The sequence below is a fragment of the Nonomuraea roseoviolacea subsp. carminata genome, from assembly GCF_024172185.1.
Taxonomy (GTDB): Bacteria; Actinomycetota; Actinomycetes; order Streptosporangiales; family Streptosporangiaceae; genus Nonomuraea; species Nonomuraea roseoviolacea.
The window spans coordinates 1501422-1522113 of record NZ_JAMZEC010000001.1 but is presented as its reverse complement, the minus strand read 5'-3'; the positions used below and the strand labels follow the sequence as shown (position 1 = coordinate 1522113).

At 71.0% G+C, this 20692-nt stretch carries 19 protein-coding genes; 10 read left to right on the top strand and 9 right to left on the bottom strand.

Annotated features, from left to right (window positions below; genetic code table 11):
• Positions 1 to 77: 77 nt before the first annotated feature.
• The 3 genes from HD595_RS06940 to HD595_RS06930 form a co-directional block, all read right to left on the bottom strand.
• Positions 78 to 845, bottom strand: a complete 768-nt coding sequence (locus HD595_RS06940) for a TetR/AcrR family transcriptional regulator (protein WP_253766719.1) — start codon at positions 843 to 845, stop codon at positions 78 to 80.
• Between the two features lie 23 nt (positions 846 to 868).
• Positions 869 to 1846, bottom strand: a complete 978-nt coding sequence (locus tag HD595_RS06935) for an SIS domain-containing protein (protein ID WP_253766717.1) — start codon at positions 1844 to 1846, stop codon at positions 869 to 871.
• Positions 1847 to 1913: 67 nt separating this feature from the next.
• The gene (locus HD595_RS06930) at positions 1914 to 2978 is read right to left on the bottom strand and encodes a hypothetical protein (RefSeq protein ID WP_253766715.1); all 1065 of its coding nucleotides are present in this window, start codon (positions 2976 to 2978) and stop codon (positions 1914 to 1916) included.
• Between the two features lie 248 nt (positions 2979 to 3226).
• Between HD595_RS06930 and HD595_RS06925 the strand changes: the two genes are divergently transcribed.
• Genes HD595_RS06925 through HD595_RS06910 form a run of 4 tightly spaced genes read left to right on the top strand, consistent with a single transcriptional unit; the run spans position 3227 to position 7045 of the window.
• A complete protein-coding gene (locus tag HD595_RS06925; protein WP_253766713.1) occupies positions 3227 to 4351 on the top strand; it encodes a polyamine ABC transporter substrate-binding protein in 1125 nt (374 codons plus the stop codon).
• A 7-nt stretch (positions 4352 to 4358) separates the two neighbouring features.
• On the top strand, positions 4359 to 5225 hold the full coding sequence (locus HD595_RS06920) for an ABC transporter permease (RefSeq protein WP_253766711.1): 867 nt from the start codon (positions 4359 to 4361) through the stop codon (positions 5223 to 5225).
• The gene (locus HD595_RS06915) at positions 5218 to 5997 is read left to right on the top strand and encodes an ABC transporter permease (protein ID WP_253766709.1); all 780 of its coding nucleotides are present in this window, start codon (positions 5218 to 5220) and stop codon (positions 5995 to 5997) included. Before HD595_RS06920 ends, HD595_RS06915 begins: the two co-directional genes overlap by 8 nt.
• Entirely contained in the window at positions 5984 to 7045 is a 1062-nt protein-coding gene (locus HD595_RS06910; protein ID WP_253766707.1) for an ABC transporter ATP-binding protein, read from the top strand. The genes HD595_RS06915 and HD595_RS06910 overlap by 14 nt, the downstream gene beginning before the upstream one ends.
• Before the next feature lie 113 nt (positions 7046 to 7158).
• Here HD595_RS06910 and HD595_RS06905 read toward each other — a convergent pair whose 3' ends face one another.
• Positions 7159 to 7764, bottom strand: coding sequence for a TetR/AcrR family transcriptional regulator (locus tag HD595_RS06905; protein WP_253766705.1), 606 nt, complete (start codon positions 7762 to 7764; stop codon positions 7159 to 7161).
• A 135-nt stretch (positions 7765 to 7899) separates the two neighbouring features.
• Here HD595_RS06905 and HD595_RS06900 point away from each other — a divergent pair, with 135 nt between their 5' ends.
• From HD595_RS06900 to HD595_RS06875, 6 genes are all read left to right on the top strand, one after another.
• Complete coding sequence (locus tag HD595_RS06900) at positions 7900 to 9168, top strand: glycosyltransferase (protein ID WP_253766703.1); 1269 nt, start codon at positions 7900 to 7902, stop codon at positions 9166 to 9168.
• The gene (locus HD595_RS06895) at positions 9165 to 10619 is read left to right on the top strand and encodes an aminobutyraldehyde dehydrogenase (protein ID WP_308211359.1); all 1455 of its coding nucleotides are present in this window, start codon (positions 9165 to 9167) and stop codon (positions 10617 to 10619) included. Before HD595_RS06900 ends, HD595_RS06895 begins: the two co-directional genes overlap by 4 nt.
• A 262-nt stretch (positions 10620 to 10881) precedes the next feature.
• Positions 10882 to 14220 (top strand): sensor histidine kinase, encoded by a 3339-nt coding sequence (locus HD595_RS06890; protein WP_253766699.1) that lies wholly within the window; start codon positions 10882 to 10884, stop codon positions 14218 to 14220.
• A complete protein-coding gene (locus tag HD595_RS06885) occupies positions 14217 to 14639 on the top strand; it encodes a roadblock/LC7 domain-containing protein (RefSeq protein WP_055507217.1) in 423 nt (140 codons plus the stop codon). Before HD595_RS06890 ends, HD595_RS06885 begins: the two co-directional genes overlap by 4 nt.
• 19 nt (positions 14640 to 14658) lie before the next feature.
• The gene (locus HD595_RS06880) at positions 14659 to 15063 is read left to right on the top strand and encodes a DUF742 domain-containing protein (protein ID WP_235996047.1); all 405 of its coding nucleotides are present in this window, start codon (positions 14659 to 14661) and stop codon (positions 15061 to 15063) included.
• 7 nt (positions 15064 to 15070) lie between these two features.
• On the top strand, positions 15071 to 15622 hold the full coding sequence (locus HD595_RS06875; protein WP_253781082.1) for a GTP-binding protein: 552 nt from the start codon (positions 15071 to 15073) through the stop codon (positions 15620 to 15622).
• 123 nt (positions 15623 to 15745) lie between these two features.
• Here the strand turns inward: HD595_RS06875 and HD595_RS06870 are convergent, their stop codons facing one another.
• The 5 genes from HD595_RS06870 to HD595_RS06850 all read right to left on the bottom strand — a co-directional run bounded on the left by HD595_RS06870 (position 15746) and on the right by HD595_RS06850 (position 20674).
• Positions 15746 to 16525, bottom strand: a complete 780-nt coding sequence (locus tag HD595_RS06870; RefSeq protein WP_253766697.1) for an ABC transporter ATP-binding protein — start codon at positions 16523 to 16525, stop codon at positions 15746 to 15748.
• Positions 16526 to 16632: 107 nt separating this feature from the next.
• Complete coding sequence (locus HD595_RS06865; RefSeq protein ID WP_253766695.1) at positions 16633 to 18090, bottom strand: dihydroorotase; 1458 nt, start codon at positions 18088 to 18090, stop codon at positions 16633 to 16635.
• 9 nt (positions 18091 to 18099) lie between these two features.
• Entirely contained in the window at positions 18100 to 18876 is a 777-nt protein-coding gene (locus HD595_RS06860) for an ABC transporter permease (protein ID WP_253766693.1), read from the bottom strand.
• On the bottom strand, positions 18873 to 19682 hold the full coding sequence (locus HD595_RS06855; RefSeq protein WP_253766690.1) for an ABC transporter permease: 810 nt from the start codon (positions 19680 to 19682) through the stop codon (positions 18873 to 18875). Before HD595_RS06855 ends, HD595_RS06860 begins: the two co-directional genes overlap by 4 nt.
• The gene (locus HD595_RS06850; RefSeq protein ID WP_253766688.1) at positions 19679 to 20674 is read right to left on the bottom strand and encodes an ABC transporter substrate-binding protein; all 996 of its coding nucleotides are present in this window, start codon (positions 20672 to 20674) and stop codon (positions 19679 to 19681) included. Before HD595_RS06850 ends, HD595_RS06855 begins: the two co-directional genes overlap by 4 nt.
• Between the last annotated feature and the right edge of the window lie 18 nt (positions 20675 to 20692).

The following is a 20692-nucleotide window of genomic DNA, read 5'->3' as shown; positions in this document are numbered from 1 at the left end:
CGGGGGAGGGGCCGGCGGGTTGAGGTCTTCGGGAGGGGCGGGTCGGGGGAACGGGTCGGCGCGCCGAGGTCTTGGGGTCAGGTGGTGGTGCGGCGGGTGATCAGGGCCTCGATGCCGTCCAGCAGGCGTTGGAGGCCGAACTCGAAGGCGCGCTCCGCGCTGTAGGCCGTGCCCATGGCCTCGCCCGCCGCCTCACCGACCCGGGTGGCCGTCGGGAAGCGGCTCACGTCGGCGATGCGGCTGAGGAACGGGGCGTGCGCCGCCCACCACTGCTCGTCCGTCATGCCGGTCTCGCGCTCGGCCTGCGACGCCTCCACCGCGCCCCGGGCCGTGCCGTGGACGAACCCGGCCACCAGCGTGACGACCGCGTCCATCTCGACGTCGGTCAGGCCGATGCCGTCCACGGCGCGCAGCTCGTAGTCGTACTTGGCGGTGCCGTGGGGCCCGAGCACCGGGCGGCTGGCCGCCACCTGGGACAGCCAGGGGTGGCGCAGGTAGAGGGCCCAGTTCTCGCGGGCGACGTGCTCGAGCCGCCCCCGCCACCCGCCGGGCACGTCATCGGAGCGGTCCGTCTCGCCGTACACGGTGTCGAGCATGACGTCGAACAGCTCCGGCTTTCCCGGCACGTACGTGTAGAGCGACATGGTGCCGACGCCGAGGCGCTCGGCCACGCGGCGCATGGACAGCGCCTGGAGCCCCTCGGCGTCGGCCACCTCGATGGCGGCGCGCACGATCCGGTCGACGCTCAGGTCGGGCTTGCCCTTGCGGCTGGCCCGCTCGCTGGTGCGCCAGAGCAGTGCGAGGCTGCGGGCGGGGTCGCCCTTGCCGAAGTACTCGGTCGTCACACCTCGTACGGTACACCGTACGGTCAGGACGCCGCCGACGGGGCGGCGGCGGCCCACCAGTGGGCGGCGACCAGCTCGGCCACCAGCGTCTCCGTCAGCAGCGCCACCTCGGGGTCGTCGTCGTGCAGGTAGCGGATCGACGCCGCCGCCCCGGGCACGTCGCCGCCCACCGCGAGCACCGTCGAGCCGCGCTGCCGCACCCAGTCCATGGCCTGCTCGTCGTAGCGGGACCCGGGGAACATCAGCGCGCGGTAGTCGAGGGTCTTGGTCAGGTACACGTCCACGTGCGCCCAGTCGCCCGTCTCGCAGGCGTCGGCCTGGCGGCGCGGGCCCTCGCGGACCATGAGCGCCGACTGCTCCGCCGACGAGAGCCGCTCGGCCGGCGCGACGGTGTAGACGCCGTGCGGCCCGTCCAGCAGTTCCAGCGCCGTGGGCAGCCACTCCTTCCTGCGCTCCAGCAGGTCGGCCGTGGCCTCGGCGGTCCGCCGCAGCAGGGCCGGGAGGTCGCGGGCCGTGCCCGTGAGCCGGGACTCCAGGGCCAGCAGGAGCGCGAGCGTGTGCTGGAACGTGCGGCACGAGACGCCGCCGCGCTCTTCGCCCGCCCGCATCGGCACCACCAGGTCGGCGCCCTCGGTGACGGCGGACCCGGGGGCGTTGGTGAGGGCCAGGACGAACGCCTTCGTGCCGGCGTAGCGGGCGAGCGCGTCCAGGGTCTCGCGGCTGCCGCCCGTGGCCGAGATCGGGACGACGAGCGTGCCGGGGTTCGCGGGGTACGTGGCGGCGGCGGAGGCGTAGTCGGCGTAGGCGTCGATTCCCACGGCGCGCAGCCGGAGGGCGGCCACTCCGGCGGCGTACCGGGAGCTGCCCATGCCGAGGAACAGCACCCGCTCGACGCCCGGCGGCAGGCCCTCGAACGGGTCGGCGGCGGCCGGGTCGCCGGCCAGCGCCTCCAGGGCGGCGGGCTTGGCCTCCAGGTCGGCCAGGAACAGCTCGGGGTTCAACGGATCTCCAGGTGGTGCTCGGTGCGGCGCGGTGCGCGCGGCGGTGTCATGTCAAGGAAGCGGGGGGTCAGGGGTACCAGGTGCGCAGGACGCCCATGGGGGCGTAGCGCCAGCGGGGCAGGTGGCGGGCGGCGTACACGAGCTCGCGGCACTCCTGCTCGACCTCGAACGGCCGCAGCAGCGCCTCGTCCAGCAGCTCGGGCCGCCCGCGTCCAGCCAGGCGGCGGCGGTAGGCGGACAGCATGGCCGCGCGGGTCTCGCGGGCCCAGCGGGCGGCGTGCCCGGGCGGCGTGCCGCGTCTCCTGACGGCCACCTGGGCGACGTGTTCGAGGCTCGTGGCGAGCTGGGCGACGTCCCGGGCGGCCGGCTGGTACGCCTCGGCGCCGGTCACGGTCGGGTTGCCGTCGAAGTCGATCACGGCGTAGCCGTCGCGCCACCGGAGGATCTGGCCCACGTGCAGGTCGCCGTGGATCCGGATGAGCGGCGCGGGCCCGAGGGGCCGATGCAGGGGCTCCAGCTCCTGGCGCAGGGCGGCCTCCCGGGCCGCCAGCCACGCGCCGTCCTCCCCGTCGGTCAGCGCCAGCGCCTCCCGCAGCGCCTGCTCGGCCCGCGTCCCGTACCCACCCGGCTCGCCCGTACCGGTGAGATCCGTTGGGGCGGGCGGGCGGAAGGTGGACAGGGCGATGTGCAGGTCGGCGGTCAGGCGGCCGAGGTCCCGCGCGAACGACGTGCGCCCGGCCTCGGCCTCGTCCACGCACCACTCCCACCCGTCGCGCGCCTCCGGCAGGTAGCCGGTCACGAGGGCCAGCAGCACCTCCCGCTCACCGGCGGCACCCGCGGCGTCCCCGGCGCCCGACTTTTCGCGCAATGTCAGGGCGGCGTACGGCGGGGCGATCTCCTCGAAACCGCTCGCGGCCAGGTGCGCGAGGACGTCAGGGGCCGGATGCGGCAGCGGCGCCGGGGGTGTCAGCCACTTGACGACGACCCGATCACTCACCACCACCGAATAGTTTGTCTGATCGACGTGCTCTCCGAAGTCGCGTTCAGCCGGCACCCCGGTGTCGGCGGCGGCTTCGCCGTGCGAGAGGCTGGGCAGCGGGCCGAGCCGGCGCACGGCGAAGGGTGCGGGCACGTCGTCCGCCAACGACGCGACGAGCGCAGCTGTGAGGCCGCGGTCCCGCTGTGTGAGGGGATTCTCACCGACGGAGATCAACCGGTCCCATATTGAATCGGGATTCAACAGCATGACCAAACTTCCAGGTGGCAATGTCCGCAAAAGTCTTGCTCATGTTGATTTCTGCTGCAACACTCCTGCTCTGGTCTGCCGTGTCCGTTGGTCGCGCGACCCCTCGTCCCTTGTCATCAGAAGGAGTAGCGGCCTTGTCCCGATTCCGGTTCACCCGTCGTCTTCCGGCCGTGGTAGCCGTGGCCGGCCTCGCGCTCGCCGTGGCGGCGTGCGGTGGTGAGTCGTCGAGCAGCGGCGCGAATTCGGCCGCCAAAGCCGAGGCCGACCAGCTCAACCCCAACGCGGACCTGACCAAGCAGTCGATCAGCGTCACGGTGTGGGACGGGTACACGCCGAAGGAGCTGCCCGAGAAGGTCAAGGCGAAGCTCAAGGTGAAGGACATGAAGATCACCTTGCACGCCACCAACGAGGAGGCGATGACCAAGCTCACCGCCGGCGGTGACAGCGGCATCGACGTGGCGTTCGTGTCGGGCCAGTACGCCCAGGCGCTCAACGAGCAGGGCCTGCTGGAGCCGATCCACCCCGAGCTGATCCCCAACCTGTCGAACCTCTACCCCGAGGCCACCCAGCTCTCCTACGACAAGGGCAACAAGTACTCCGTCCCCTACACCTGGGGCACCACCGGCATCTGCTACCGCAGTGACCTGGTGAAGGCGGCGCCGACGAGCTGGAACGACATCCTCAACCCGCCGTCCTGGGCCGACAAGAAGGTCACCATGATGACCACCGAGCGCTGGCTGGCCCTGCCCGCCCTCAAGGCGCTCGGCTACTCGGTCAACACCGACAAGGACGACGAGATCGCCAAGGCCAAGGAGCTGCTGGTCAAGGCCAAGCCGCACCTGCTCGGCTACGACGACACCACCTTCGGCGACAAGCTGACGAGCGGCGAGGCCGTCATGGTCGAGGCGTGGGACGGCTGGTGCCCGACGACCAGCGAGAAGCAGAACATCAAGTTCGTCGTGCCGAAGGAGGGCAGCGACCTCTGGGTGGACACCATGGTGATCATGAAGTCCTCCAAGAACAAGGAGGCCGCGCACGCCTTCATCAACTACGTCCTCGACCCGGAGATCCACAGCTGGGCGGCCGAGAACATCAACTACAAGGTCCCCAACAAGGCCGCCATGGACAAGGTGAACCCGCCCAAGGGCTCGCTGCTCGGCATCAAGCCCGCCGAGCTGCTCAACGGCGAGTCGATCATCGACCTGGGGCAGGCGTCGACCAAGTTCACGCGCCTGTCGACCGAAGTCAGGGCCCAGTGACGCGGTGATGTCCCCGGCTAGGACCCGGCCGGCGACCGCCCTGAGGGTGCGGCGCCGGCTGGGCGCGTTCGTCTTCCTGTCCCCCGGCCTCGCCTATCTCGTCGTGCTGCTGCTGGTGCCGCTGGCGCTGGTGCTGAGCTACGTCTTCTTCCAGCGCGGCCGCTTCGGCGGGGTCGTCTACGAGTACACCACCGAGAACTTCTCCCGCCTGATGGACCCGCTCTACCTGCGGGTGCTGGGCGAGTCGCTGCAGATCGCGGCGCTGACCACGGTGATCGCGCTCGCGCTCGGCTATCCCACGGCGTACCTGATCGCCCGGCTGCCCCGGACGTGGAAGACGGTCGCGCTCGTCGCGATCGTGCTCCCGTTCTGGACCAACTTCATCATCCGCATGTACGCCTGGATCATCCTGCTCAACGGGCCCGGATTGATCAACTCGGCGCTGAAGAGCCTCGGCCTCGGCCCGTTCGAGCTGCTCTACAACAAGGGCGCCATCGTGGTCGGGCTGGTCTACTCGTACCTGCCGCTGATGGTGCTGCCGCTCTACGCGGCCATCGAGAAGCTCGACCCGCAGCTGCGCGAGGCGTCGGCGAACCTCGGCGCGTCCGGGTTCACCACCTTCCGCAAGGTCACGCTGCCGCTGACCGTCCCCGGGGTGCTGACCGGCTGCCTGTTCGTGTTCGTGCCGAGCTTCGGCAACTTCGTCATCCCGGAGATGCTGGGCGGCGGCAAGTCGGTCATGGTGGGCAACCTGATCCGCACGGAGTTCCTCCAGGCCCGGGACTGGCCGTTCGGCTCCGCGCTGGCGCTCGCGCTGGTCGCCGTGCTGGTCGTGCTGCTCCTCGCGCAGGCATGGGTGGCCCGCCGTGCGTAGGTCGAGGCTGCTGCACGTCCCGTTCTGGGTGACGATCGTCTTCCTGTACGCGCCGATCGCCGTGGTCGTCGCGATGTCCTTCAACTCCGGCAAGTCGGCCTACACCTACGAGGGCTTCAGCCTGAAGTGGTACGGGGTGCTGGCCCACGACCAGCGGGTCCTCGACGGGCTGCTGAACACGCTGATCGTGGCGGCGGGCTCGACCGTGATCGCCACGGTGCTCGGCACCCTGCTGGCCGTCGGGCTGGCCCGCCACACCCGCTCGCGCGCGCTCGACGCGATCGCGCTGATGCCGGCGGTGCTGCCCGATCTCGTGCTCGCGATCGGCCTGCTGCTGTTCTACGGTCTGATTCAACTCACGCTGGGCCTCTACTCGGTCGTCCTCGCGCACGGCGTGTTCGCGATGGCGTTCGTGGCGGCCGTGGTCCGCACCCGGCTGGCGAACACCGACACCTCGCTGGAGGAGGCCTCGCGCGACCTCGGCGCGGGACCGGTCACCACCTTCCTGAAGGTCACGCTCCCGCAGCTCGCCCCCGGCATCCTGGCGGGCGCCATGCTGGCGTTCACGCTGTCGCTCGACGAGTTCGTGATCGCCTTCTTCACGATCGGCAACCTCCAGCAGACGCTGCCGATCGTCATCTACTCGATGATCCGGTTCGGGGTGACCCCCGAGATCAACGCGCTCGGCGCGATCCTCCTGCTGGTGAGCTTCACCGCGGTGATCGCGGGCCAGCGCATGACCAAGATCGGCGAAGCACGTGCTCAAGATTGACGGCATCACCCGCAGGTTCGGCCAGGTCACCGCGCTCGACGGGGTCTCCCTGGAGATCGGGCAGGGCGAGTTCTTCGCGCTGCTCGGCCCGTCCGGCTGCGGCAAGACGACGCTGCTGCGCATCATCGCGGGGTTCGAGACGCCCGACTCCGGCACGGTGACACTCGACGGCGACGACCTGCTCGCGCTGCCGCCGAACCGCCGGCCGATCAGCCTCATGTTCCAGTCGTACGCGCTGTTCCCGCACATGACCGTGGCCAAGAACGTCGCGTACGGGCTGGAGCGCGAGAAGCTGCCCCGGGAGGAGATCCGGCGGCGCGTCGGCGAGGTGCTGGAGACCGTGGGCCTGTCGGCGCACGGCGACCGCCGGCCCGCGCAGCTGTCCGGCGGCCAGCGCCAGCGCGTGGCGCTGGCGCGCTCCATCGTCAAGCGGCCCCGCCTGCTGCTGCTCGACGAGCCGCTGTCGGCGCTGGACAAGAAGGTCCGCGCCGACATGCAGCTGGAGCTCAAGCGGCTGCAGAACGAGGTCGGCATCACCTTCGTGGTCGTCACGCACGACCAGGAGGAGGCCATGTCGCTGGCCGACCGGATCGCGGTCTTCGACAGCGGCAGCGTCCGCCAGGTGGACGAGCCGGTCGCCCTCTACGAGCGTCCGCGCACCCCGTTCGTCGCGGGCTTCGTCGGCGCCAACAACACCTTCGAGGGCAAGGCCCGCGCGGCCGGGCTGGACGCGGGCGACCTGGGCGAGCTGGCCGGGACCCCGCTGGACGGGCTGGAGGAGGGCGCCGGCGCGCTGCTGTGCGTGCGGCCGGAGAAGATCACGCTGGCCGAGATCCCCGAGGAGACCGAGGACGGCGCGGAGGGGCTGGAGGGCGCCGTGCTGGACGTCAGCTTCTACGGTGGCGTCTCCCACCTGTCGGTGGACGTGCCGGGCCACGCCAGACCGGTGCTGGTGGCCGTGCAGGGCGCGAGCGCCGTACGGCCGGGCGCCAAGGTGCGCCTGACCTGGGACGCCGACGACGCCGTCGTCATCCCCGTCCCGTCATGACCGGCGCAGTCATCACCGGCCCAGTCATGACCGGCGCAGTCGGGAGCGGCACAGCCCGGAACCGCCCGCCCGTGTGGGCGGGCGACGGCAGCTCCTCGCCGAGCCCGCGCGCCTCAGGCGACGAGGTCGTTGCCCGTCGCCGTGCGCGCGTAGGACAGGATCAGCTCGGCCGCCTCGTCGGGCCCGATCACCGGGTGCCGGGCCGTGATGCGGTAGCCGTAGGCGTCCTCCAGCGCCACCAGGTTGCGGGCCAGCGACAGCGAGTCGCCGCTGAGCCGGAACACGCCGAGCGCCGAGCCCGTGTCGAGGATCGACTGGTACATCGACACCTGGCGGTCGTACAGCGAGGTGAGCAGCACCCCGTAGACGCGGTTGCGGCCGGCGGCGCCGCCGAGCTCGTTGAGCAGCCGCACGTCGGGGTCGAGCGGCCCGGTGGGCAGCCCGGAGCGGATCGTCATGACGAGCTTGCTGACCGGGTCGGTCACGGTGGCGAGCTGCCGCAGCCGCTGCTCGTAGAAGCGCTCCATGCCGGCGTGCTGGGCCTCGACCAGCAGCTCGCTGAGGTCGGGGTAGTGGTAGAGCACCGCCCCCGAGGTCAGGCCCGCCTCCTCGGCGACATGGGAGAGCTGCACCCCGTCGATGCCGTGGCGGATGATGGCGCGGCGCGCCGCCTCGATCAGGTCGATGCGCCGGTCGGTGCGGCTCTTGCGCTGGGCCATGCTCACCACCTCGTTCCCCCGAGCTGTTCGGCTCCCATTCAGGAAGCCGTGACCATAGTGCCTTGAAGTTGACCTTTACGCTAGATGAGTATTTGAATTCACGTTCAACTAGTTCGCCCCCTCCGGAGTAGCGTGATGTCTCTCACGATCCTGTTCATGCCAGAAAGCGCCTACGGGCCGACCAACAACTCCATCGGCATCGGCGACATCCTCCGTCGTCGCGGTCACCGCGTCGTCTTCGCCGCCGAGGCGTCCTGGAAGGGCAAGCTGGAGGCCCTCGGCTTCGAGGAGGACCTGGTCGACCTCGCGCCGCCGGCCGAGGAGGAGCAGGACCCGGGCCAGTTCTGGAAGGACTTCATCCGCGAGACCGCGCCCGAGTACCGCAAGAGCACGCTGGAGCAGCTGGAGACGGTCACCAAGCCGATCTGGGAGTCGCTCATCGACGGCGTGAAGTACTGCGAGCCGCAGCTCAAGGCGATCATCGAGCGGGTCCAGCCGGACGTCATCGTCGAGGACAACGTCATCACGTTCCCCGCGCTGCTCACCGCGGGCCGCAAGTTCGTCCGCATCGTCTCCTGCAACCCGCTGGAGGTGCGCGGCGAGAACGTCGCGCCGGTCTTCTCCGGCCTGCCCGCCGATGACCGCGGCGAGTGGGACGCCTTCCGCGCCGAGTACGAGCGCACCCACCGCGAGCTGTGGACCGCCTTCAACGAGTGGTGCGTCGAGCAGGGCACCGAGCCGCTGCCCGACCTCGACTTCATCCACCGGGGCGACCTGAACCTCTACGTCTACCCGGAGATCCTCGACTACACGGCCGAGCGTCCGCTCGACCCGACGTGGCACCGCCTCGACTCGTCGGTCCGCGAGACCGACGAGCCGTTCGAGCTGCCCTTCCAGCGGGGCGAGGGCGCGCTGGTCTACTTCTCGCTCGGCTCGCTCGGCTCGTCCGACGTGGAGCTGATGCAGCGGGTGATCGACGTGCTGGCCACCACCCCGCACCAGTACATCGTCTCCAAGGGCCCGCTGCACGAGGAGATCAAGCTCGCCGACAACATGTGGGGCGCCGAGTTCCTGCCGCAGACGAAGATCATCCCGCTCTGCGACCTGATCATCACCCACGGCGGCAACAACACCACCACCGAGGCCGCGCACTTCGGCAAGCCGATGATCCTGCTGCCGCTGTTCTGGGACCAGTACGACAACGCCCAGCGCGTCCACGAGCTCGGCTACGGCGTCCGGCTGTCCACCTACGGCTTCACGGACGAGGAGCTGACGGGCGCCGTCGAGCGGCTGCTCGGCGACACCGGGCTGCGCGCCCGGCTGGCGGCGGCCGGCGAGGAGATCCGCCGCCGCGACGGCCTGCGCAAGGCGGCCGACCTCATCGAGCGGCTCGGCCAGGAATAGCCGGGCCGGCAAACGACGACCGGGCCGGCGAGAGCCGGCCAGGAGCGAGAACCATGCGTGAACTGATCAACCCGGCGACCGGCGACCTGACGGACCGCGTCCCGGACACTCCCGTCGAGAACGTGGCGGCGGCCGTGGCCACCGCCCGCGCCGCCTTCGCCGAATGGGCGGAGGCGACCCCGGGCGAGCGCGCGCGGCTGCTGCTGCGCGTGGCCGACCTGGTCGAGGCCGACACCGACGAGCTGACCCGGCTGGAGGTGGAGGACACCGGCAAGCCGGCCGCCGTCGTGCGCGACGGCGAGCTGCCGTTCGCCGTGGACAACCTGCGCTTCTTCGCGGGCGCGGCGCGCTCGCTGGAGGGCACGGGCGCCGGGGTGTTCAGCCGCGGCTACACCTCGATCATGGTCCGCCGGCCCGTCGGGGTGGTCGGTTCGATCGCCCCGTGGAACTTCCCGCTGGTCATGGCGATCTGGAAGCTCGGGCCGGCCATCGCGGCGGGCAACGCCGTGGTGATCAAGCCGGCCCCGCAGACGCCGCGCACCACGCTGCGCCTGGCCGAGCTGTTCGCCGAGGCGGGCGCCCCCCGCGGCCTGGTGCAGGTCGTCACGGGCGACGCCGAGGTGGGGGAGGCGCTGGTCACCGACCCGGGCGTGGACATGGTGAGCGTCACGGGCTCCACCGAGACCGGCCGGGCCGTCATGACCGGCGCGGCCCGGACGCTGAAGCGGGTCCACCTGGAGCTCGGCGGCAAGGCGCCGGCGCTGGTGTTCGACGACGCCGACCTCGGCGCCATGGCCGCCGGCGTGGCGATGGGCGCGACGTACAACTCGGGCCAGGACTGCACGGCGGCCACCCGCGTGTACGTCGACCGGCGGGTCCACGACGAGGCGGTCGAGGCGATCCGGGCGACTCTTGCCGAAATCGTGACCGGGGACCCCTGGGACCCGGCCACCGACATCGGGCCGCTGATCTCGGCCGCGCACCGTGATCGCGTGCACGGGTTCGTGCAGCGTGCGGCCGGCAAGGTGCTCCAGGGCGGCGCCCCCGCCGAGGGTCCCGGGTTCTACTACCCGCCCACGCTGGTGACCGGGGTGGCTCAGAACAGCGATATCGTTCAAGGGGAACTTTTCGGTCCTGTTCTCGTGGTCCTGCCCTTCGACGGCGAGGACGAGGCGGTCCGGCTCGCCAACGACACCCGCTACGGCCTGGCCTCCTCGGTCTGGTCGCGCGACGTCGCCCGGGCGATGCGGGTCTCGCACCGTCTCGACGTGGGTGTGACGTGGGTGAACGACCACCTGCCCATCGCCAGCGAGGCCCCGCACGGCGGGGTCAAGGGCAGCGGGTTCGGCAAGGACATGAGCCAGGAGGCGGTGCAGGAATACGCGGTGACCCGTCACCTGATGGTCAAGCACGCGGCTCCGGCGGAGCGGGACTCGTTCCGGCCCGCCTGAAGAGACGCCTGAAGAAGACGCGCGGTGATATGCGACCGAAACGGCACGTCTGGTCGCATTTGGTGGGATATGTCCGGTTGGCTGATCTGGTACGGGTTGTGTTCCAATTACCCAGCCCGCACAAATCCCATGCGCCCCAAGCGTGTCAGATTTTTCGAGCACGTACGGCGAGAGGTTGCGAGAGTCAGTGAGGACCGATAACCCCAGGCACACCAGGCCGGAGGAGTACACAGGCGGCCGGTTCCGGCTGGGGAACTGGCGCGTGCGCACCAGGCTGGTCGCGCTGATCCTCATCCCGACCGTCGTCGGCGTGCTCCTCGCCGGCGTCCAGCTGGCCAACTCGATCGCCACCAGCGCCGAGTACCGCCGGCTCACCCAGATCGCCGAGCTGGTGCAGTCCGTCGGCGCGATGACCGACGAGCTCGGCAAGGAGCGGACGCTCACGGCGTGGTACATCGCCGAGGGCCGCCGCTCCGCCCGCCGGGCCCAGCTCAACACCCAGCGCGACGCGGTCAACTCGGTGCGCAAGCGCGTCCTGTCGGCCGTGTCGGCGCTCGACGCCGGCCACTCGCCGCGCACCCTGGAGGAGGCGGAGGAGATCCGCCGCTGGCTCACCGGCCTCGACGGCCTGCGCCAGTCGATCGCCCAGAGCGGCAGCGCCCCGCCCCGAGCCGCCCTGCGCACCTTCAGCTCCATGATCGATGTCATGGGCAAGCTGCAGGACGAGCTGGCCGGCGGCAGCGACGACGACGCCATCGGCGAGGACGTCGTCGCCCTCGGCGCCCTGCGAAGGGTGATGGAGGAGATCTCCCGCCAGCAGGGCATCCTCGTCGTCGCCCTCGTGGAGCGCAAGCTCGACTACGACGACCTGTCCGACTTCCTCGGCTCCTGGAACCGCCAGCAGCAGGAGCTCGCCACCTTCCAGGAAGAGGCCGGCCAGGACGACCTCAAGGCGTACCGCAGGAACATGCGCGGCCTGCAGATCGACCGCGCCGACGCCATGCGCCAGCGCGCCCTGGCCCAGCTGCGCGAGTACAAGACCATCCGCGACCTCGACATCACCGCCACCCCGCGCCGCGAGCTCAACCTCTGGCACGAGAGCACCTCGCTCCAGGTCAGCGCCCTGCGCAAGGTCGAGGACAGCCTGATGACCCGGATCGTGACCGAGACCCGGGAGCTGAGCGACACCGAGCAGCGCAGCGCCATCGTCTCCGGCGCGATGATCCTCGTGCTGCTGCTCCTCGTCCTGGTCTTCACCACCCGCGTGGCCGGTTCGCTGGTGCGCCCGCTGCGCCGCCTGCGCGCCGAGGCGCTCCAGGTCGCCACCACGCGGCTGCCCGAGACCGTCCGCGTGCTGCGCGAGTCCGGTGATGGCGCCGCGCTGCCCGAGGTGCCCTCGATCGGCGTCAACACCCGCGACGAGATCGGGGAAGTGGCCCGGGCCTTCGACGAGGTCCACCGCGAGGCGATCCGGCTGGCCGGCGACGAGGCCAAGCTGCGCGCCAACGTCAACGCCATGTTCGTCAACCTCTCCCGCCGCAGCCAGACGCTGGTCGAGCGGCAGCTCCAGCTCATCGAGGGCCTGGAGCAGGGTGAAGAGGACGAGAACCGGCTCGCCAACCTGTTCCGGCTCGACCACCTGGCCACCCGCATGCGGCGCAACAGCGAGAACCTCCTGGTCCTCGCCGGCCAGGAGGCCGCCCGCAAGTGGAGCGAGCCGGTGCCGCTGGTCGACGTCGCCCGCGCCTCGCTGTCCGAGGTCGAGAACTACGAGCGGGTCCAGATCCAGATCCCCTCGGGCGTGCAGATCGCCGGACCGGCCGTCACCGACGCCGTCCACCTGCTCGCCGAGCTGATCGAGAACGCCATCTCCTTCTCCCCGCGCGAGAGCAAGGTGCAGGTCACCAGCTCGCCCGCCGACGGCGGCGTGCTCGTGACGATCAACGACCTGGGCATCGGCATGTCGGCCGAGGAGCTGGCCGAGGCCAACTGGCGCCTGGCCAACCCGCCGGTGGTGGACGTCGCCGTCTCCCGCCGCATGGGCCTGTTCGTGGTCGGCCGCCTGGCCCTGCGCCACGGCGTCGGCGTCCAGCTCCGCATGCGCGAGACCGGCGGTCTGAGCGCCCTGGTCATGCTGCCCAACACGCTCATCGTGGGCGCCCCGGGCACGGGCGGCGTGCCGCAGCAGCGCGGCCAGTACGAGGCGTTCACCGACTTCGACCCGAGCATGTTCGCCGAGCCGTCCTTCGACGCCGCGGCCTCCAACGGCAGCGGCGCCTACGCCTCGCCGCCCGCCCTGGCCGACCCCCGCTCCGACGCGCCGGTCGACACCGAGTGGCCCGGCTCGCTGCCCGCCCCCGGCGCCGGCAACTGGCCCTCCTTCGCCGAGGACCAGCCGCGGCAGGACGAGCCGCGCTGGCCGGGCTTCGGCGACGAGCAGCCCGCCGCCGCGCAGGAGGACCGCTGGGGCTCGTTCGCGGACCCGGCGCCCGCGCAGGAGGAGCGCTGGGGTTCCTTCGCCGACCCGGCGCCCGCCCAGGACGTGCCCAACTGGCCGTCGTTCGCCACCGAGCCGCCCCCGCCGGGCGCGCCGCAGGACGAGCCGCGCTGGCCGTCGTTCGCGACGGAGCCGCCGCCGATGCGCGAGGAGCCGGAGACGCGCTGGCCGTCGTTCGGCGAGCAGCCGGCCGCCTCGCTGTTCACCCCCGCCGAGCCGGCCCGCCCGTACGGCGACGACCCGTCCCGCCCGCCGTTCGGTGACGAGCCGCCGCGGCCGTCCTTCGGCGACGACCCGTCCCGGTCGGCTTTCGCTGACGAGCCGTCGAGGTCCTCGTTCGGCGATGAGCCGTCCAGGTCCTCCTTCGGTGACGAGCCGTCCAGGTCGGCCTTCGGCGACGACGGCGGCTCGCCGTTCGGCGACGAGTACCGCTGGCCGTCCTTCGCCGAGACGGTCAAGCCGGCCGACTCCTTCGCGCCCAACGGGCAGCAGGGCTTCGACCCGTTCGGCCCGGGAGAGTACTCCTCGCAGGACATGACCGGCCCGCTGCCGGTGGTCCGCAGCTCGGCGATGGAGCCGCCGAGCGAGGAGTTCCTGCCCATCTTCTCGTCGGTGGGCTCCGACTGGTTCCGCAAGCCCGACCCCGAGGTGCTCCGCCCGCGTGAGCCGGAGCCCGAGGAGTCGGAGACGGCCGTGCAGCCCGCGGTGCGCCTCGACGGCCCGCCGTCGGCCCCGCCGCTGCCCAGGCGGGGCGCGCCGGACGTGCAGCAGGAGAGCCTGAGCCCCTCCGGCCTGCCGCGCCGCCGTCCCGGCGAGTCGGGCGCCGGCGCCGCGTGGTCGTCGCCCGCCGACAGCGGCTTCCAGGCCGCCCAGGCCGCGGCCCAGCCCGCGCAGGGCGGCACGACGTCCTCGGGCCTGCCCCGCCGCGTGCCGAAGGCCAACCTGGTGCCCGGCACGGCGAGCCTGGCCGAGCCCCAGGCGCAGTCGCCCGCGCCACAGATCTCTCCCGACAGGTTGCGGAGCCGGCTCTCCAGCTTCCAACAGGGCGTACGGCAAGGCCGCGCGTTCACCCGCGGAGAAGGGAACGAGGAGGAGGAGAAATGAGAGAACTGAGCCAGGGAGCGCGTGGCATCAGTTGGCTGATCACTGACTTCGTCAACAACGTGCCGGGTGTCGCGCACACCGTCGTGGTCTCGTCGGACGGTCTGCCACTGGCGTTCTCCGAGGGTTTCCCGAAGGACCGGGCGGACCAGCTCGCCGCGGTCGCCTCGGGTGTCATCAGCCTGACGCAGGGCGCGGCGCGGGTCTTCGAGGGCGGCATGGTCACCCAGACCGTCATCGAGATGCAGCGCGGCCTGCTGATGATCATGTCGATCAGTGACGGCTCCTGTTTGGCTGTGCTGGCCGCGCCCGATTGTGACATGGGCCTGGTGGCCTACCAGATGACGCTGCTCGTCGAGCGCGCGGGTCAGGTGCTCACGCCTGCCGTACGCGCCGAGCTGCAGGCGGCCCGCCCCCGTTAGCGGGCGGTGACAGGAGAAGATGGTGTCAGGTCAGGGTTGGGCTGGTGATAGCACTCCGCCGCATCCGGCGGCTCCACGTCCGCAGAAGTCGAGCTCCCTGGTACGGCCCTATGCCGTGACCGGGGGGCGCACGGCGCCGCGGATGAAGTTCGCCATGGAGGCGCTGGTGTCCTCCGTGACGTCGGAATACCAAGACATATCTCTGCTGAGTCCGGAGTATCAGGCGATCATTCAACTGACCCGGAACGTCAGGTCGGTTGCTGAGATCTCGGCCCTCTTACGCCAGCCTCTGGGCGTGGTCCGAGTGCTGATCGCCGACATGGCGTCCGAAGGCCTGATCCGCGTGCACCAGCCTGCGCTGGACGCGGGAAAGCCGGACCTCAACTTGCTCGAAAGGGTGCTCAGTGGACTTCGCAGGCTCTAGCGCCGGGCTGACCTCGACGAAGATCGTCGTGGCCGGCGGGTTCGGCGTGGGCAAGACGACGTTCGTGGGTGCGGTCTCGGAGATCCTCCCGCTCACCACGGAGGCGGTGATGACGGACGCGTCGGCCGGGGTCGACGACGTCTCGCTCACCCCGAACAAGACCACCACGACCGTCGCCATGGACTTCGGCCGCGTCTCGCTGGACCGGGACCTGATCCTCTACCTGTTCGGCACGCCCGGACAGCACCGGTTCTGGTTCATGTGGGACGACCTGGTGCGCGGCGCGATCGGGGCCGTGGTGCTCGCGGACACGCGGCGCCTGGCCGACAGCTTCCCCGCCATCGACTACTTCGAGGAGGCGAAGCTGCCGTTCGTCATCGGCATCAACGGCTGGGACGGGCAGTTCAACCACCACGACGACGAGATCCGCGAGGCGCTGTCGCTGGGATCGCACATCCCGATCGTCCGGCTGGACGCCCGCGTCCGCGAGTCGGTGAAGAGCACGCTGATCACGCTCGTGGAGCACGCGCTGACGCGGCACAGCCACCTGCCCGCCTGATCCCCGGCGCGGAGGACCCGCCCCTACGGCGAACGCCGCCGGACCTTCGTCCGGCGGCGTTCGTCGTGTCAGGAGCGGGTCCGGGCGCGGGTCGGGCGCGGGTCCCGTCGTCCCGGGAGCGGGTCAGGCGGGGGTCGCGACGTCCACCCCGCGCACCAGGCGGCCGACCTCGGCCCGCAGGCGCACGAAGTCGGGGTGCTCGCGGGTGGTGATCTGGTCGCGCGGGCCGGGCAGGTCCACCCGCAGGTCGCCCACCACGTGCGAGGGCGCCTTGGACAGCACCACGACGCGGTCGCCGACGTAGACGCTCTCGTCGATGTCGTGGGTGATGAGCACGATCGTCATGCGGTGGTGGCCGCGCACCTTGAGGACGAGGTCCTCCAGGTCCTCGCGGGTCTGCGCGTCCACCGACCCGAACGGCTCGTCCATGAGCATGAGCGTGGGCCGGTAGGCCAGGGCGCGGGCGATCGCGACCCGCTGCTGCATGCCGCCGGAGAGCTGGAAGGGGTACTTCTCGGCGGCGCCGAGCAGGCCCACCGACTCCAGCGCCTCCTGGGCGGCCTCCCGCCGGGCGCGCTTGTCCATGTCCCTGCGGCGCAGCGGCAGCGCGACGTTGTCGGCCACCGACATCCAGGGGAACAGGGAGCGGCTGTAGTCCTGGAAGACCACGGCCAGGTTGTCGGGCGTCTGGCGCACCAGCTTGCCCTCGACCCGGATCTCGCCGCCCGTGGGGGTGATCAGTCCGGCGATCGAGCGGAGCAGCGTGGACTTGCCGCATCCGGAGGGGCCCACGATGCACAGGAGCTCGCCCTCGGCGACGCTGAGCTTGAGCCCGTCGATCGCGCGGTGCTCGTTGGGGCTGCCGGGACCGTAAACGTGCGTGAGGTTGTCTATCTCGAGCAAGTGACGTCCTAGGACAGGCGTATCCGGAGATGGGGAGATAACAGGCTGACTGTACCGAAGTCAGGGTTGGTTGGACATGAAGACGGTCATTCCGGGGCGCTCCCGGCTCAGCCCACCGGCCGGCGCAGGTAACGGCCCACCGGCCGGCCGACGATCTTGCCGGTGTCGAGCACGTGGTGGCCCCGCACGAACGTGTCGGTGACCTTCGCGCTCAGCTCGAACCCCTCGAACGGCGTGTACTCCTGGGCCGACTCCGAGTCCGCCGCCCGCACGGTCCAGGTGGCGTCCGGGTCCACCAGGCAGATGTCGGCGTCGAAGCCCGGGGCGATGGTGCCCTTGGTGCGCAGGCCGTACCTGCGGGCCGGGTTCCACGAGGTGAGCGCGGCGATGCGGCCCCACGACAGGCCCCGGCGGCGGCCCTCGGTGATGAGGCCGGGCAGCAGGTACTCGGCGCCGCCGAAACCGGCCTTGGCCAGGAACACGTCCTCGGCCGGGGCGCCGAACTTCAGCTCCTCCCGGCAGCAGGCGTGGTCGCTGACGACCCAGTCGACCGTGCCGTCGAGCACGTACCCCCACAGCGCCTCGACGTCCTCGCGGGACCTGATCGGCGGGTTGACCTTGGCGCCGATGCCGCTGGCCGTCTCGATGTCGGCCAGCAGGTGCCCGATCGTCACCTCGCGGCGGAAGTCGATGTGGGGGAACGTCCGCTGCATCCGCACGGCCGCGTCGAGGGCCTTGCGCGAGGACAGGTGGAGCAGATTGACGTTGCCGAGGCCGGTCTCGTGCGCCAGGTAGGAGGCGATGAACACGGCCAGCCCCTCGGAGTGGGGCGGGCGCGAGGCGCTGTAGGCGGCCAGGCCGCTCAGGTCGCCGGCCTCCTCCACCAGCCGCGTGTACGCCGTCATGATCTCGGCGGTCTCGCAGTGCAGCGACAGCGAGATCTCACTGGCCAGCTCGGGGAAGCGCTCCCGGGCCGCCTGCACGCCGCGCATGACGAACTCGAAGTGCGCGTAGTCGTAGCGCTCGCCCTCGGGCAGCATGAGGAAGGCGCTCTGGTCGGCCGAGCGGCCGTGCAGCCCGTGCCCGCCGTAGAACATGAAGATCTTGAACGACGGCACGCCGAACCGCTCGACCAGGTCGGGCAGCTCGCCGATGTGGCCGCTGGACATCGGCGCCAGGTGGAAGCCGTAGTCCACGTAGGCCCGGTCCTCGGCCCGCGCCAGCACCTCGGGGAAGAAGTCGGCGTAGGCGCCGCCCCGGTTGAGGTAGTACATGCCGGTGCGCATGTAGGTGAGCGCGGTCGTGACCCCGCCCTGCGCGGAGGCGCGGCTCTCGGAGCCGGCGTCCTCGGCCAGCGGGTTGTAGATCCCCCAGTGCTGGTGGGCGTCCACCACGCCGGGGAACGCGAGTCGTCCCGCCCCCTCGATCACCTCGGGGACGCCCTCCGCGGGCAGTCCCGGGGCGACGCGGTCCACGCGCCCGCCGGTCACGGCGATGTCGGCCATGACGGGCTCGTTCCGGTCATGCGTCACGACCCGCACGTTCTTCAGCAGCAGGTCCGTCACATCCGCCTCCTACGCGGTACGGCGGGCTCCCCGGTGCCAGGTCAGCACGCGGCGCTCCGCCATGAGGAACAGGGAGTTGAGGGCGTAGCCGAGGACGCCGAGCACCACCACGCCGGCCCACAGCCCGGGCATGTCGGCGTTGTTGCTCGCCGTGCTCAGCAGGTAGCCGATGCCGTCGGTGCTGCCCTTCAGCTCGGAGATGACCATGAGGATGAGCGCCAGCGACACGCTCAGCCGCAGGCCCGCGAAGATCTTCGGCGATGCCGAGGGCAGGATGATGCGCAGCAGCCGCAGCCGGGCCGGCACGCCGAACACCGCGGCCGTCTCCAGTTGCAGCGGGTCCACGTTGCGCGCCCCGTCGATGGAGTTGAGCAGGATCGGCCAGACGACGCCGAACACGATGGTCGCCACCTGTACCTGGGTGCCCATGGTGAACAGCACCAGGAACACGGGCAGCATCGCGGGCGGCGGCACGGCCCGGCCGAACTCGACGAGCGGGTCCACGTAGTCGGACAGCCAGGCCATCCGGCCGATCGCCACGCCGAGCGCGACCCCGGCGACCACGGCGACGCTCCAGGACCCGACGACGCGCACGAGGCTCGGCACGAAGTTGTCCACCGCCTCCTCGGTCAGGACGTACGGCCCGGAGAACCACCGCTCGTACATCCAGGAGGCGATCCGGGTCGGCGCGGGCAGGTACGGGCTGGCCTGGGCCCGCGCCAGCAGCTCCCAGCATGCCAGGAGCACGGGCGCCAGCCAGAGCCGCCGGACGAGTGTCGCGATCATGCGTGCCGCCACCGGAAGAGCCGCCGCTCGGCGCGCAGGAGCAGCGTGTTGACGACGAGCCCGACCAGCCCGGCCCACACGAGGGTCGCGATCACGTCGACCATCGCGTCGGCGCCGATGCCGGTGCTCGCCTGGATGAGGAAGGCGCCGATGCCGCCGGCGCCGCCCACGACGTACTCGACGCTGATGGCCAGGATGAGCGTGATCGAGGCGGCCAGGCGGACGCCGGTGAAGATGAACGGCGCCGCGCTCGGCAGGCTGACCCGCCAGATGACCGCGCCGGGGCCGAAGCCGAACGAGCGCAGCGTCTCGGTGGCCACGGGATCGACGTCGCGCACGCCGTACAAAGTGTTGATGAGGATGGGCCAGGACGCGGCGTAGACGATGAGCGCGACCTTGGCGTTGATCTCGGGCTGGAAGAAGAACATGGCGAGCGGGATCAGCGCGACCGACGGGATCGGCCGCAGGAACTCGACGATCGCGCGGGTCATCTCCTCCACCACGGGGACGGTGCCGAGCAGCAGGCCGACGGGGACGGCGACGAGCACGGCCAGCGGCAGGCCCACCGCCGCGGCGGTGAGCGTGGAGGCGAGGTCGGCGAGGAACGCGGGGTCGGCGGCGAGCTGCGCCACCCGGGCCAGCGAGGTCGAGGCGGCGGGCAGCCAGGAGATCAGGCCGGTGCGGCCGGCCAGCTCCCAGGCGAGGATGAAGACCGCCACACCGGTGGCGTGGCGGAGGTACTTCGCGAGCCGGGCGCGGGAGGGGGAGATGCGCCCCCTCCCCGCCAGGGTGGCCGTGATCGTCATCCCTGCGAGGTGACGATCATCGGAGCGACGTCGATCTTGCTCTTGATGAAGCCGTACTCGACCATGAGGTCGGCGACGCGCTGGATGCGCTGGGCGCTGAGCGTGGTCGGGTAGTTGCCGAGGTTGATGGTGGCGGCCGTGGCGGCGGGGATCTTGGTGAAGGTCGGCAGGATCTTGGTCACGGCGCTGCGGTCGGTGGCGGCGATGTTCTGGGCCTTGGCCATCGCGCGCTGGAAGGCGCCCATGGTCTTGGGGTTGGCCGCGACCCACTTCTCGGTGGCGGCCCAGCCGGTGATCGGCAGGCTCTCCGTGGGGCCGGACATGGTGTCGACGAGCATGGTCGCGCCCAGCTTGTTCTTGGCCTCGCTGACGTAGGGGTCGGTCATCCAGACCGCGTCCACGTCGCCCTTCTGCAGCGCCGTCAGCCAGTTGGTGGTGGGCACCTCGACGTACTGGATGTCCTTGCCGGGGGTCGGGTCCAGGCCGGCGATCTTGAGGTGGGGGTTCATGGTCAGGACGCCGAGGCCCTTGAGGGCGTTGACCCCGATCTTCTTGCCCTTGAGGTCGGCGACCTTCTTGATGGGGGAGTCGCGCCGCACCATGATCCCGAAGGCGCCGGCGGCCCCCTGGTAGGAGTCGGCGATGTACTTGAACTTCTCCAGGCCCTCGCTCTGGATCGTCAGGATGGTGGCGTAGCTGCCGAGGACCACGTCCATGCTGCCGTTGGACAGCTTGGGCAGCACGGCCTGCGGGGCCTGGATGGCCTCGGTCTTCACGTTGAGCCCCTGCTCCTTGAAGAAGCCACGCTCGATCGCGATGAACAGCGGGGCGGAGTCGGCTCCCGGGTACTGCCCGATGAGCAGGTCGGTCTTCTCCAGCCCGTTGGCGTTGCTCCCGCCTCCCGATGTGGCGTCCGTGCTGGAGCAACTCGTCAGGGCAAGGGTGGCCACCAGTCCGATCAGGGCGATGCGCCCTGCCGCAGCGAGCCTCATGTCGCGTCTCCTTTGAAC